General features: G+C 63.1%; 11 protein-coding genes. 9 read left to right on the forward strand and 2 right to left on the reverse strand.

Annotated elements, in window-relative coordinates; genetic code table 11:
* The first annotated feature begins 46 nt into the window (after positions 1-46).
* From xerD to IFT76_RS12885, 6 genes are all read left to right on the forward strand, one after another.
* Positions 47-943 (forward strand): site-specific tyrosine recombinase XerD, encoded by an 897-nt coding sequence (gene xerD, locus IFT76_RS12860; protein WP_122475089.1) that lies wholly within the window; start codon positions 47-49, stop codon positions 941-943.
* 142 nt (positions 944-1,085) lie between these two features.
* Entirely contained in the window at positions 1,086-1,820 is a 735-nt protein-coding gene (locus IFT76_RS12865) for a DsbC family protein (protein ID WP_122475087.1), read from the forward strand.
* Positions 1,821-1,913: 93 nt separating this feature from the next.
* Positions 1,914-3,218 (forward strand): homoserine dehydrogenase, encoded by a 1,305-nt coding sequence (locus tag IFT76_RS12870; RefSeq protein WP_122475085.1) that lies wholly within the window; start codon positions 1,914-1,916, stop codon positions 3,216-3,218.
* Between the two features lie 25 nt (positions 3,219-3,243).
* Entirely contained in the window at positions 3,244-4,653 is a 1,410-nt protein-coding gene (gene thrC, locus IFT76_RS12875; RefSeq protein WP_192058665.1) for a threonine synthase, read from the forward strand.
* Between the two features lie 134 nt (positions 4,654-4,787).
* Positions 4,788-8,387 (forward strand): ATP-binding protein, encoded by a 3,600-nt coding sequence (locus IFT76_RS12880; RefSeq protein ID WP_244647945.1) that lies wholly within the window; start codon positions 4,788-4,790, stop codon positions 8,385-8,387.
* A gap of 105 nt (positions 8,388-8,492) precedes the next feature.
* Positions 8,493-8,960 carry a hypothetical protein gene (locus tag IFT76_RS12885; protein ID WP_192058667.1) on the forward strand — a complete coding sequence of 156 codons (468 nt, stop codon included), beginning with the start codon at positions 8,493-8,495 and terminating at the stop codon, positions 8,958-8,960.
* Positions 8,961-9,000: 40 nt separating this feature from the next.
* On the opposite strand, the gene IFT76_RS12890 is transcribed toward IFT76_RS12885, so the two are convergent.
* The gene (locus IFT76_RS12890; RefSeq protein WP_244647082.1) at positions 9,001-9,639 is read right to left on the reverse strand and encodes a response regulator; all 639 of its coding nucleotides are present in this window, start codon (positions 9,637-9,639) and stop codon (positions 9,001-9,003) included.
* A gap of 275 nt (positions 9,640-9,914) precedes the next feature.
* Between IFT76_RS12890 and IFT76_RS12895 the strand changes: the two genes are divergently transcribed.
* Complete coding sequence (locus IFT76_RS12895; protein ID WP_122475077.1) at positions 9,915-10,205, forward strand: DUF3509 domain-containing protein; 291 nt, start codon at positions 9,915-9,917, stop codon at positions 10,203-10,205.
* Between the two features lie 36 nt (positions 10,206-10,241).
* On the opposite strand, the gene IFT76_RS12900 is transcribed toward IFT76_RS12895, so the two are convergent.
* Positions 10,242-11,153 (reverse strand): TIGR02285 family protein, encoded by a 912-nt coding sequence (locus tag IFT76_RS12900; protein WP_244647946.1) that lies wholly within the window; start codon positions 11,151-11,153, stop codon positions 10,242-10,244.
* Positions 11,154-11,333: 180 nt separating this feature from the next.
* Between IFT76_RS12900 and IFT76_RS12905 the strand changes: the two genes are divergently transcribed.
* Together IFT76_RS12905 and recJ are read left to right on the forward strand one after the other, a co-directional pair.
* Positions 11,334-11,873, forward strand: a complete 540-nt coding sequence (locus IFT76_RS12905) for a YaeQ family protein (protein WP_192058669.1) — start codon at positions 11,334-11,336, stop codon at positions 11,871-11,873.
* A 57-nt stretch (positions 11,874-11,930) separates the two neighbouring features.
* Positions 11,931-13,640 carry a single-stranded-DNA-specific exonuclease RecJ gene (gene recJ / locus IFT76_RS12910; RefSeq protein WP_122475073.1) on the forward strand — a complete coding sequence of 570 codons (1,710 nt, stop codon included), beginning with the start codon at positions 11,931-11,933 and terminating at the stop codon, positions 13,638-13,640.
* The last annotated feature ends 108 nt before the right edge of the window (positions 13,641-13,748 follow it).

Below are 13,748 nucleotides of genomic sequence, written 5' to 3' on the forward strand. Positions count from 1 at the left end.
CTGCGCCCTGTTATCATCCCCGCACCCCCACAGCCCTGCGATTGCGATGCCTGCCCTCGACCACCCCCTGATCGACCAATTTCTCGATGCCTTGTGGCTGGAAAAAGGCCTATCGGAAAACAGCCGCAACAGTTACCGCAGCGACCTTGCATTGTTCAATGGTTGGTTGCACGAGCGCGGCATCGCGCTGGAGGCGGCGGGCCGCGATGTACTGCTCGATCACCTGGCCTGGCGGGTCGAGCAGGGTTACAAGGCGCGCTCCACGGCACGCCTGCTGTCGGGCGCGCGCGGCTTCTATCGCTACCTGCTGCGCGAAAAGCTGATCGGTGCCGACCCGACGCTGCAGATCGACATGCCGCAACTGGGCAAACCGTTGCCGAAATCGTTGTCCGAAGCCGACGTCGAAGCGTTATTGCAGGCGCCCGATCTGAGCGAGCCGATCGGCCAGCGGGATCGCGCCATGCTCGAGGTGCTGTATGCCTGCGGCCTGCGCGTGACCGAGTTGATCAGCCTGACCCTGGACCAGGTCAATCTGCGCCAGGGTGTATTGCGCGTGGTGGGCAAGGGCAACAAGGAGCGCCTGGTGCCGATGGGTGAGGAAGCGGTGGTCTGGGTCGAGCGGTACCTGCGCGACGGACGTCACGAACTGCTCGGCGGCAGGCCCAGCGACGTGGTCTTCCCCAGCCAGCGCGGCGAGCAGATGACGCGACAGACCTTCTGGCATCGGATCAAGCATCAGGCCCAGGTCGCCGGCATCGCCAAGTCGCTGTCGCCGCACACGCTGCGCCACGCCTTCGCGACGCATCTGCTCAATCACGGTGCGGATCTGCGCGTGGTGCAGATGCTGCTCGGCCACAGCGATCTGTCGACCACGCAGATCTACACCCACGTGGCACGCGCGCGTCTGCAGGAGCTTCATGCCAGGCATCATCCGCGCGGATGAAACAACGTGCTCCAAGGCTGTGTCGAGGGTTGTCCAGAGTCGGTCTTGGCCAATGAATGTGGTAGGCTTGCCCGGTTTATGCAGCGGGCTGTGACGAGCTGATCGTTCACCGCCCCTCAAGTCCGTCGCTCCAGGAGTTCCCATGCGCGTGACCCGCCTTTTCGCCGCCGCAGCCCTTGCGCTGGCCAGCACCTTTGCCGTTGCCGACCCGGCTGCGGAACAAGCGATCCGCAAGACCCTGCAGACCCTGCAACTGGAAGTGCCGATCGAAAGCGTCGCCGCCAGTCCGCTCAACGGCTTGTACGAGGTCAAGCTCAAGGGCGGTCGCGTGCTTTACGCCAGCGCCGACGGTCAGTTCGTCATGCAGGGCTACCTGTTCCAGATCCAGGACGGCAAGCCGGTCAACCTCACCGAGAAAACCGAGCGACTGGCCATTGCCAAGACCGTCAACGCGATCCCGGTAGCCGATACCGTTGTGTACCCCGCGGTGGGCGAAACCAAGTCGCACATCACGGTCTTCACCGATACCACCTGTCCGTACTGCCACAAGCTGCACGCCGAAGTCCCCGAGCTGAACCGCATGGGTGTCGAGGTCCGCTACGTGGCGTTCCCGCGCCAGGGCTTGAAGTCGGCCGGTGACGAACAGCTGCAGGCTGTCTGGTGCTCCAAGGACCGCAAGGCAGCGATGGACAAGATGGTATCGGGCGACACCATCAAGGCGCCTTCATGCGCCAACCCGGTGGCCAGGCAGTTCGAGCTGGGCCAGTCGATCGGCGTCACCGGCACGCCAGCCATCGTGCTGGAGAACGGTCAGGTCATTCCGGGTTACCAGCCGGCCGCCAACGTCGCCAAGCTGGCTCTCGACGCGAAAGGCTGAGTGGCACTCGCACGTCATCAATAGCCGAAGGCTCACGGCCTGCGGCCAGTATCACGACCGTCATCGAGGCGGTCGTTTCATGGGGAGTTCAGAGTGAAACCGGTCAAAGTAGGCATCTGTGGGTTAGGTACCGTCGGTGGCGGCACCTTCAACGTACTTCAGCGCAACGCCGAGGAGATTGCCCGCCGTGCCGGGCGCGGTATTGAAGTGGCGCAGATTGCGATGCGCTCGCAGAACCCCAATTGCCAGATCGCCGGTACCCCCATTACCAACGATGTCTTCGCCGTGGCCTGCAACCCGGATATCGATGTCGTCATCGAGCTGATCGGTGGCTACGGCATCGCGCGCGAGCTGGTACTCAAGGCTATCGAAAACGGCAAGCACGTGGTCACCGCCAACAAGGCGCTGATTGCAGTGCACGGCAACGAGATCTTCGCCAAGGCACGCGAGAAGGGCGTGATCGTTGCGTTCGAAGCCGCCGTGGCGGGTGGCATCCCGGTGATCAAGGCCATTCGCGAAGGTCTTTCGGCCAACCGCATCAACTGGGTCGCGGGCATCATCAACGGTACTGGCAACTTCATCCTGACCGAAATGCGCGAGAAGGGCCGTACCTTCGAGGACGTCCTGGCCGAAGCGCAGGCCCTGGGTTATGCCGAGGCCGACCCCACCTTCGACGTCGAAGGTATCGACGCGGCGCACAAATTGACCATTCTGGCGTCCATCGCCTTCGGCATTCCGCTGCAGTTCGACAAGGCCTACACCGAAGGCATCACCCGCCTGACCACGGCCGACGTCAACTACGCCGAAGCCCTGGGCTACCGCATCAAGCATCTGGGTGTGGCGCGCAGCACCGAGCGCGGTATCGAGCTGCGGGTGCACCCGACGCTGATCCCGGCCGACCGTCTGATCGCCAACGTCAATGGCGTGATGAACGCAGTGATGGTGAACGGCGACGCGGCCGGTTCAACCCTGTTCTACGGTGCCGGTGCGGGCATGGAGCCGACTGCCTCGAGCGTGGTCGCCGACCTGGTCGACGTGGTCCGCGCCATGACCTCGGACCCGGAGAATCGCGTGCCGCACCTGGCCTTCCAGCCGGATTCGCTTTCCGCTCACCCGATCCTGCCCATCGAGGCCTGCGAAAGCGCCTACTACCTGCGCATTCAAGCCAAGGATCATCCGGGCGTGCTGGCGCAGGTGGCGAGCATCCTCTCCGAGCGTGGCATCAACATCGAGTCGATCATGCAGAAAGAGGTCGAGGAACACGACGGCCTGGTGCCGATGATCCTGCTGACCCACCGCGTCGTCGAACAGCACATCAATGATGCCATCAAGGCGCTGGAAGCCTTGCAGGGCGTGGTTGGCCCGGTCGTGCGCATCCGTGTCGAGCACTTGAACTAAGCGGCAGCTGCCAGAGGAATTCGCAATGCGTTATATCAGTACTCGCGGTCAGGCCCCGGCCCTGAACTTCGAAGAGGTTCTGCTCGCCGGTCTGGCCAGTGACGGTGGCCTCTATGTCCCGGAAAACCTGCCGCGCTTCACCCAGGAAGAAATCGCCTCGTGGGCGGGGCTGCCTTATCACGAGCTGGCCTTCCGGGTCATGCGCCCGTTCGTCACCGGCAGCATTCCGGATGCCGATTTCAAGAAGATTCTCGAAGAAACCTACGCGGTATTCGCCCATGCATCCGTCGCACCTTTGCGCCAGCTGGGTGGTAACGAGTGGGTGATGGAGCTGTTCCACGGGCCAACGCTGGCGTTCAAGGACTTTGCCCTGCAGCTGCTGGGGCGGCTGCTCGACTACGTACTGGCCAAACGCAGCCAGCGTGTGGTGATCGTCGGCGCCACCAGTGGCGATACCGGTTCGGCCGCAATCGAAGGCTGCAAGCACTGCGAGAACGTCGATATTTTCATCCTGCATCCGCATGAGCGCGTGTCTGCGGTTCAGCGTCGGCAAATGACCACGATTACCGGCGACAACGTGCACAACATCGCCATCGAAGGCAATTTCGACGACTGCCAGGAAATGGTCAAGAACAGCTTCGCCGACCAGAGTTTCCTCAAGGGCACGCCGTTGGTTGCAGTGAACTCGATCAACTGGGCGCGGATCATGGCCCAGATCGTCTACTACTTCCACGCGGCCCTGCAGCTGGGCGGCCCGGCACGCTCGGTGGCGTTCTCGGTGCCCACCGGCAACTTTGGCGATATCTTCGCCGGCTATCTGGCGCGCAACATGGGCCTGCCGATCAACCAGTTGGTGGTGGCCACCAACCGCAACGACATCCTGCACCGTTTCATGAGCGGCAATCAGTACGTCAAGCAAACCCTGCACGCGACGTTGTCGCCGTCGATGGACATCATGGTGTCGTCGAACTTCGAACGCCTGCTGTTCGACCTGCACGGTCGCAACGGCGCGGCCATTGCAGGCCTGATGGACAACTTCCGCCAGGGCGGCGGTTTCAGCGTCGATGAGGAACGCTGGACCGAGGCGCGCAAGCTGTTCGACTCGCTGGCGGTCACCGACGAGCAAACCTGCGAGACCATCGCCCAGGTGTTCGCCGAATGCGGCGAGGTCCTCGATCCACACACGGCCATTGGCGTACGCGCGGCGCGCGAGTGTCGTCGCAGCCTCGACACGCCCATGGTGGTGCTGGGAACGGCGCACCCGGTCAAGTTCCCCGAAGCCGTGCAAAAGGCCGGCGTAGGCAAGGCTCTGGAGTTGCCTGCGCACCTGGTCGATCTGTTCGAGCGCGAAGAGAAGTGCACCGTGTTGCCCAACGACCTGTCGGCCGTACAAGCCTTCGTCAGCCAACATGGCAATCGCGGCAAACCGCTGTGATGGCATGCAGCCTCGCGTCTGACGCGATCTGAAACACATAAAGCCCGCCCGATGCGGGCTTTATGCTTTTTACAGTGCCAAGCTTATGCAACTTTTTCCTGGGCCCCTTTGGCCCGCAGGCAAGGATGCATGGCATGAAACCCACACTGACCTCGTTTCTCACGCTCGCAGGGGTGACGGCGTGGATGGCGGGGTTGTTCATGGCGGTTGCCATCCTTTCGCCCGGCCTGGCGTTCGCTGCCCAAAGCCTGCCCTTCGCCTTGGTTGCACCGTTCGCGCAGCTTTCTCCACTGCCCCTTTCCAGCACCGAACAGCAGTGGCTGCAACGCCACGGCACGCTCAGGGTGGGTGTTTCCCTGGCCGATCACGAACCCATCGACATCACCAGCGATCGCAACCGCTATCAAGGTGTGAGTGCCGACTACCTGAGCCTGATCGGCAGCCGCCTGGGGGTCGATCTGCGGGTGTTGGGGTTTGCCCAGCGCAGCGAGGCGGTGCAGGCGCTCAAGGATGGCGAAATCGATCTGCTGACCAGCGCCAATGCCTTCGAACAGGCCATCGACGGCCTGGCCTTTTCCAAGGAGTACATGCCTGACCGCGGCGTCATCGTACGGCGCGCGGGCAGCAAGCACAGCAGCGGCCTGGCCGGGGAGAAGGTCGCGCTGGTGGATGGCTATGCCGACGATGCCACGGTGCAACGCGTGTATCCCGACAGCCGCATCGTGGTCGCACCCAGCCTGAGCAGTGGCCTGCAGGCGCTGCACCAGGGCGATGTCGACGCCATGATCAGCAACGAGGTGATCGTGCGCGCCTACAACGCACTGCGACCCTACCTGGCTCTGGATATCGTCGGCCCCAGCGGTCTGCCACCCGTGGGTTACACCATCGCCAGTCGCCAGGCCGATCCGATATTGGGGCAGATGGTCGAGCGGGCCCTGGCCAGCCTCGACGATGGTTTGCGCCGCGAGATCCTGACCCGCTGGACCACCGGGCTGGGGTCGGAAATCGGCCACCATCGGGTACCGCTGGAGCCTGCCGAACAAGCCTGGATCGCCCGGCACCGCCAGGTGCGTGTGGTCGCGACGCAGTATCCTCCCTACCTGTACCGGGACCGCCAGGGAAACTGGGTAGGGCTCAACAGTGAAGTGCTGGCAACGCTGTCGCACATGACGGGACTGCAGTTCGTCTACCTGCCTTCCAACTCGATGGCCCAGAGCCTGGAAATGCTGAAGCTTGGCAAGGCCGATATGAATACCACTCTCTCGGAAACGCCGGACCGCAAGGCCTTCCTGAGTTTCAGCCATTCGTTCGGTGGCCAGGGCTGGGTGTTCATCGTGCGCGCCGAGGACCTGCCCATCGGTCATCTGGACGAGCTGGCCGGCAAGGTCCTGGCGATTCCGGCCGAGCACGCCTTGGAAAGCGCGATCCGCAGCCAGTACCCGCACATCAAGCTGCGCCTGGTCAGCACCTACGACAAGGCACGCGAGATGGTGGCGAGCGGCGAAGCGGATGCCACCATCGACAGTGAAGTCGGCGCCTATCGCGCGGTTGGCCGTTATCCGCCCGGCGTGCTCAAGGTCGGACGCAATGTCGACGGCGAATGGTCGCCCGACCGTTTTGCCATTCGTGCCTCGGAACCCGAGCTCACGTCCATCATCAACAAGGCGCTGGAGGCCTATCCGGTCGCGGAACTGCGTGCAGCGCGCCTGAAGTGGCTGGGTGCGGTAGTGCCTCCAGAGCCCATGTGGCAACGCATTGCCACCTGGGTCTATTGGCTGCTGGCAGCAGCGCTGGTGCTGGGCGCGGTGTCGCTGTTGTGGAGTGGTCGACTCAAGGCGCAGATTCGTCAGCGGCTCAAGGCCGAGCAGGCACTCAACGATCAGCTGGCATTCCAGCACGCGCTGCTCGATGGCATTCCCGGGCCCATCTATGTCCGCGACCTGCAGGCGCGACTGTTGTCCTGCAACAAGAGTTACGAGCAGAGCTTTGCCACCCGTCTGCAGGACATCAAGGGTCGTACATTGCTGGAAGTCGCCGTGGTCAATGCCGACGAAGCGCAGCAGATGCACCGTGACTACCTCAGGCTGCTGGACGATCAGCAGCCGGTGTCGACCGATCGGCAGATCCAGATGCGCGGCCGCAAGGTTCACGCCTGGCAATGGATCGTGCCGTTCTACAACGCCGAGGGGCAGTTGCAGGGCCTGCTCGGTGGTTGGATCGACATCTCCGAACGCAAGCGCCTGGAAGACCAACTGGTCGAAGCGCGGCACATTGCCGAACAGGCCAACCAGGCCAAAAGCGCTTTTCTGGCGACCATGAGCCATGAGATCCGTACGCCCATGGCAGCCATCATCGGTCTGCTCGAGCTCGAGCGTGAACGGCGCAAGCGTGACGACCAGCCAGTGTCGCAGGCGCTGGAAGTGGCCTGGCGTTCGGCGCGGGACCTCATCGCCCTGATCGGCGACAGCCTGGACCTGGCGAAGATCGAATCGGGCAGCATGTTGCTGGCCGAGCAGGTAACCGAAGTGAGGCCGTTCTTCGAGGGCATGCTCAGCCTGTTCTCGGCCCAGGCTCAGCGCAAAGGCGTAGCGCTGCACCTCGATATTGCGCCGGGCGTGGCCAGCGCGTTCTGGTTCGATCCGCTGCGATTGCGGCAAGTGGTGCACAACCTGCTCGGCAACGCCTTGAAGTTCACCCGCCAGGGCAGCGTCAACCTGGCGGTCGCGGCGCAGCCACTCAGTTCAGGCCAGTGGCACATGACCATTACCGTCAGCGACACAGGTGCGGGCATCACGCCCGCTCAACAGGCCAGGCTGTTCAGGCCGTTCGTCCAGGGTAACGTGGATGTGCAGCAGGAATCGGTCGGCACCGGCCTGGGCCTGAGCATCTGCAAGCAGCTGGTCCAGCTGATGGGTGGCACGATCAGCCTGCACAGTACCGAAGGCGAGGGGACACGGGTGGAAGTGCAGATCGAGGTGCGGCATCAGGCTGAACAGGACGCGATGCCGACCGTGCACGCTCGGCCCGACAGCGCTGCACTGGACATACTGGTCGTGGACGATCTGTCGGCTAACCGGATGGTACTGACCCAGCAGTTGCAGTTCCTCGGGCACCGGGTGCAGGACGCCAGCGACGGTGTGAGTGCGCTGGCGGCCTGGCAGGCCGGGCATTTCGATCTGGTGCTGACCGACTGCAATATGCCGGGCATGAACGGCCATGCCTTGTGCAAAGCCATCCGCCTGCAGGAGGCCGCGTCCGCCGCGCCTCCGGTCAGGCTCATCGGTTGCACCGCCAATGCCATGCAGGACGAGCGGTTGCGCTGCGCCGAAGCGGGCATGGACGAACTGCTGGTCAAGCCGATAGCGTTGGACAAGCTGGCGCAGATCATCGCCGACATGCAGCAGGGCCCGGCATTCTCCATGCAGGCGCTGCATCACCTGACCCAGGCGGATAACGCGGTCATCAGGCGAATGCTCGATGAGCTCTCGCGCAACCTTGAGGCTGAAAGCCAGACGTTGGCGGAAAGCGTCGAGACGCTCGATCGTGTGCGGCTGCACGAGGTGCTTCATCGGCTCCACGGCATCGCTTGTTTGATCGATGCCGCACCTCTGGCACGCGTGCTGGCCAAGGTGAACGCATGCTGCCGGTCGGGCAGCGATGAACAGTTGACCGTTCACGCTGCCGAGCTGAATCGCGAGATCGCCAGGCTGGCGACGGCGATAGCACGCTGCTAGGAAAATTCTCGGAAACTTTCGGACTTGTCCTATCCCAAGTGCGCCGCTTGCCCTTTAGAGTGCCCGTCAATGCGCAGCTCGATGCGCTCACTCGAGGTTTCATTCATGCGTTCGCTCAGAGTTCTGGTGCTTGAAGACATTCCGTACCAGCTGATCGCCATGCATCAGGTGCTCAATGCGTGTGGCGTGTTCGATGTCCTGACCGCGCAAAGTTTCAACGCGGCATGCCTTTCGCTGGAGAAGCGCCAGGGCGTCGACATTGTCATCTGCGAAATGACCGTGGCCGGCCTGGACATGGGCGAGCTGATCGGCCATCTGGCGGCAACCGGGTTGGCACGGGCGCTGGTCATCTACAGCAATGGGTCACAGCCGGTGGAACCGTTCACGGCATTGGTGCGGCAGCATCGGCTACCGCTGCTGGGCGTACTGCACACACCGGTGTCGGCCGCAGCAGTGCATGGCCTGTTGCAGGATTACCAGCAAAGCATGAGCGCACGGGCCTTGTTGCCCCTGCTGGAAGTGCACGAAATCAGCCACTTCGAGGGCGCCCGGTCTTTGCCTTTGCGTCCTTAGAACGGCCTGCCAACCCTGCGCACACCTGCCGCGGCTGGGTTCATTTCAGCCCGTGAGCCTGCAGGTAGATATACAGCGCAGCATCGTTGCCGATGCCCAGCTTGCGCATGGCGCTCACTTTCTGTGCACTGATCGTCTGCTTGCTACGGTTGAGCTGCGCGGCGATTTCGTTGACCGAGAGCCCCTGCGCCAGCAGTCGCGTTATCTCGAGCTCGCGAGGCGACAGGTCGACATGACCGGTGATCCGTCTTGCGGGGGTATCGCTGGGCAGTGCCAGGATGCTTTTCACCGATTGCGCCACGTAAGGTTTGTTGCGCTTGAGGCTGGCAATCGCCGTAGGCAGCTCGTTCACCAGGCTGGCCTTGCCCAGCAAACCAGCTACCCCCAGGTTGAGGATCGAACGCAACAGACCCGGGTTGGTCAGCATGGTCACCACCAGCACGGGCAGCTTTGGCCAATGCCGGCGAACGTAGGCGATCAGCCGCAGGCCATCGCCCTGTTCCGTGGAAGGCATCATGAAGTCGGTGATCAACAGGCCACATTCGGTTTCGCCCAGGCAGCGTGTCAGCTCCTCCGGCGAGGAAGCTTCGGCCACCACGCGCAAACCGGGGTCTCGTTCCAGTACGGCGCGCAGGCCAACGCGAAAGATCGGATGGTCATCGGCCAGCACGATCCGCAGCGGGGCGATCAGTGGGTCGGTCAAGGCAGGCTCCGGTGACGGGCAAATCAGGCGATGAATTCTGGCACACCTGTGGTCCATTCCTGATCTGTTTTGTAGTCCATTTCTAAACATGCAGGCGCCAAATCTGATATTCAGAAATGTCCTACATTCGCGCTGTCATATTCTATCGGCAACCTCGGTAATAGTCTGACACGGCTTGCTCAGAACTTTTTTCGCAGGGCAGGGGTCAGTGTCATGCACCTTAAGAATTCGAACAGACGAGTGGTGATGCGATGAAGAATATCAGCCTGTTGCTCAATGAAGCCCTGACGCCGTATCGCGTGACGCTCGAAGGGCAGGATAGCCTTGGCAATTGCCAGGTCGTGGTGATGAGCGCGGCTGGGAGCGTGGTGACCAAGCGTTTGGTCAACCGCAGTCAGTTCGAGGATCTGCGTTCGTTTACCGACGTGGTCGATGGTCTGCACCGCGATCTTCTGGTGGCAGAAGGGCGGCTGGAGCCGTCGATGATCGCGGCGCTGCGCAACGTTTCGCAAAATGCCGCTTTCAGCCACGCGCTGGTCTGACATTCATCGATGGATGGCCGCCTGTGTAATCCTCACTCAGCGCTGACTGCTCATGGCCTCTTTGCGCTGGGCATCGAACAGCGCAGTGGTTTCCCGCAAGTAGGCCGGCCGTTCGGCGGGCGCCAGCCATTGGGCGTAGAAATCTGCCAATTGACCGTTCCTGAGTTCCAGCAACACCGAATTCAGTGCCGTCAGTACGCGCCGGCTGGCGGGGCTGTCGGAGCAACCGACATGAATGAACTGCGAGCGCGCTGAGCCCTCGATGGGGACTTGCACCAACTGTTCCGGATCCAGACCTTCCTGACGTGCCTGGTAGCGCGCTTCGTGCCAGTAGCCGAGCAGCGCCTTGATCCGGCCGAGTCTTTCCATGCGCAGCAGGCTGCCCATGGCGTCGTTGCCATGATGGGCCAGAAGCTGATAGCTGTCGGTGTCGGCGAGAATCCGGTCCACCACAGGGCCATAGCTGCGCTCGGCAATAATGCCCAGGGCCAGGGTTCTGCTGCGTAGAAGCGCGCCCAGGTCGACCTTGCCGTCTTGCATGAACTCGGCAATCAGCGGCAGGTCGCTGCGCTGCATGATCAGCACATTGCTCAGCACATTCATGCTGGGCACGGAATAAAGAATGCTGCGCGCCCGCTGTGCGGTCCAGAGCAGCGCAGGGTCGCAGTTGAGGCCGGGCTCGCCAAGCATCTGCGAGGCACGCGCCCGATTGACCCTGAGGACATTGTGGTCGTACTCGGGCAAGGCTGCGCGCAGCAACGGCAGGGCCAGGTCGACGGCGCCCAGGTTGCGCGCCGGGCCGCTGGCGATGGTCAGCGGCGCCAGGTCGCGCAGCAGCCATGTAATGGTCTCGCGACCATGGGCGAGCGGTGAAGTGAGCAGGCACGAGCACACCGCCAGTGCCAGGAGAAGGCTGCTGGGCGGCAGAGTTCTGGAACACGAGTCCATGGCATTCCTTGCGCGGGGTGTGGGGCGTGGGTGTCCGTTTTTGAAACACTGCGCCATCTTTACCACACCCGGACCCATGATCAAAACGTGCCGCAGGGTCGCACTGCCCCGTGGTGGTCGTTGATCGGGCCCGCATCGGGTAGACTGTCGGCCTTTTCCTGTCCCCAAGAAGCCTGCCTAATGGCCCAGCCGTCGACCACCTACAAATTCGAACTCAACCTCACCGATCTTGACCGCAGCGTTTACCAGACCGTCAAGCAGACCATCGCGCGTCACCCCTCGGAAACCGAAGAGCGGATGACCGTGCGCTTGCTTGCCTACGCGCTGTGGTACAACGAGCAGGTGTCTTTCGGCCGTGGTCTGTCGGATGTCGACGAGGCTGCCTTGTGGGAAAAGAGCCTGGATGGCCGGATCCTGCATTGGATCGAAGTCGGCCTGCCCGATGCCGATCGCCTGACCTGGTGTTCGCGGCGTACCGAACGCACCAGCCTGTTGGCCTACGGCAGTTTGCGCGTATGGCAGATCAAGGTGGTCGATGCGGTGAAGAACCTGAAGAACGTCAACATCGCCGCGGTGCCTCAAGAGGTGCTCGAGACCCTGGCCAAGGACATGCCGCGGGTCATCAAATGGGACGTCATGATCAGCGAGGGCACGGTGTTCGTCACCGATGACCGCGGTCAGCACGAAGTCCAGCTCGAGTGGCTGCTGGGCGAGCGCTAGGCCGCCCAGTTTTCAACCTTCTTCCTTTGTCTTGCAGTGAGAACCGCCCCAGGCCCCATGCGCATCGAACCCCGTCAGCTGCCCCAGACCCTGCCTTTCCTCGGCGACATGCCGCCCTTGCTGAATCGTCTTTATGCGGCCCGTGGCGTGTCGAGCGCAGAGGAGCTGGACAAGAGCCTGGCGCGCCTGATTCCCTTTCAGCGGCTCAAGGGCATCGAGGCCGCCGTCGAGCTGCTGGTGACGGCGATCGACCAGCGCCAGCGCATCCTGATCGTCGGCGATTTCGATGCCGACGGTGCCACGGCCAGCGCGGTCGGTGTGCTCGGCCTGCGCCTGCTGGGCGCCGCTCACGTCGACTACCTGGTGCCCAACCGCTTCGAGTATGGCTATGGCCTGACCCCGGAAATCGTCGCAGTCGCCCTGCAGCGCGAGCCGCAATTGCTGGTTACGGTCGACAACGGCATTTCCAGCGTCGAAGGTGTGGCTGCGGCCAAGGCTGCCGGGCTGCAGGTGCTGGTCACCGACCACCACTTGCCGGGGCACGAGTTGCCGGCTGCAGATGCCATCGTCAACCCCAACCAGCCAGGCTGCGAGTTCCCCAGCAAGAATCTGGCGGGCGTCGGGGTGATTTTCTACGTGCTGATGGCACTGCGGGCGCGGCTGCGCCAGCTGGGCCGCTATGCACAGGTGCCGCAGCCCAATATCGGCGAGCTGCTGGACCTGGTGGCACTGGGCAGCGTGGCGGACGTCGTGCCGCTGGACGCCAACAACCGCATCTTGGTGCACCAGGGCCTGGAGCGCATTCGTGCGGGCCGTGCGCGGCCGGGCATCACGGCAATCCTTGAAGTGGCACGCCGAGAGCATGCGCGCATCACCTCGACCGACCTGGGGTTCATTCTCGGGCCGCGACTCAACGCAGCCGGCCGCCTGGACGATATGAGCCTGGGCATCGAGTGCCTGCTGAGCACCGATCTGCCCAGCGCCCAGACCATCGCGGCGCAGCTCGATGGCTTGAATCAGGACCGCAAGTCGATCGAGCAAGGCATGCAGCGCGAGGCCCTGGCCCAGCTCAAGGACCTGGCGCTGGAGTCGATGCCGTTTGGCTTGTGCCTGTTCGATGCGCAATGGCATCAGGGTGTGATCGGCATCCTCGCTTCGCGTCTCAAGGAGCGCTACCACCGTCCAACGATTGCCTTCGCCGACGCCGGTGACGGGCTGCTCAAAGGCTCGGCACGCTCGGTCCAGGGCTTCCATATCCGTGACGCGCTGGACGCGGTGGCGGCCAGGCATCCGCAATTGATCAGCAAGTTCGGTGGGCATGCGATGGCCGCCGGGCTGACCCTGCCGCAGGAGAATTTCCCGGCGTTCTGCGAGGCATTCGACGCGCAGGTGCGCACCCAGCTGTGCGAGGAAGACCTGACCGGACGCCTGCTGTCGGACGGTACCCTGGGCGTCGAGGAATTCCATCTGGAGCTGGCGCGCGCCCTGCGCAATGCCGGCCCGTGGGGGCAACATTTCCCGGAGCCGATGTTCCACGGGGTGTTCCAGTTGGTGGAGCAGCGGGTGGTTGGCGAGCGACACCTGAAGGTGACGCTCAAGACCGAGTGCGGCAGCGTCAGCCTGGACGGCATCGCGTTCGGCGTCGACCGCGAGGTGTGGCCCGATCCATCGGTACGCTGGGTGCAGTTGGCCTACAAGCTGGATCTCAACGAGTTCCGCGGGCGGGAAACGGTGCAGTTGCTGATTACCCACATCGAGCCGCGCTGAGCCGTACGACCCTGCTCGGCCGCGGAACCACGCTCGCGGCTCGGTTGTCGACTAGTCTTCGAGAACGAGACAGGCACGTCCGCAGCCGTGTTCGAGCGGACGCTTCTC

It is taken from the genome of Pseudomonas sp. CFBP 13727, assembly GCF_014841915.1.
Classification (GTDB): Bacteria; Pseudomonadota; Gammaproteobacteria; order Pseudomonadales; family Pseudomonadaceae; genus Aquipseudomonas; species Aquipseudomonas baltica.

Coding starts and splice junctions, on each gene's coding strand:
- xerD (WP_122475089.1), top strand. CDS start 47: ATGCCTGCCCTCGACCACCCCCTGATCGACCAATTTCTCGATGCCTTG.
- IFT76_RS12865 (WP_122475087.1), top strand. CDS start 1,086: ATGCGCGTGACCCGCCTTTTCGCCGCCGCAGCCCTTGCGCTGGCCAGC.
- IFT76_RS12885 (WP_192058667.1), top strand. CDS start 8,493: ATGCGTTCGCTCAGAGTTCTGGTGCTTGAAGACATTCCGTACCAGCTG.
- IFT76_RS12900 (WP_244647946.1), bottom strand. CDS start 11,153: ATGGACTCGTGTTCCAGAACTCTGCCGCCCAGCAGCCTTCTCCTGGCA.
- IFT76_RS12905 (WP_192058669.1), top strand. CDS start 11,334: ATGGCCCAGCCGTCGACCACCTACAAATTCGAACTCAACCTCACCGAT.
- IFT76_RS12895 (WP_122475077.1), top strand. CDS start 9,915: ATGAAGAATATCAGCCTGTTGCTCAATGAAGCCCTGACGCCGTATCGC.
- IFT76_RS12880 (WP_244647945.1), top strand. CDS start 4,788: ATGAAACCCACACTGACCTCGTTTCTCACGCTCGCAGGGGTGACGGCG.
- recJ (WP_122475073.1), top strand. CDS start 11,931: ATGCGCATCGAACCCCGTCAGCTGCCCCAGACCCTGCCTTTCCTCGGC.
- thrC (WP_192058665.1), top strand. CDS start 3,244: ATGCGTTATATCAGTACTCGCGGTCAGGCCCCGGCCCTGAACTTCGAA.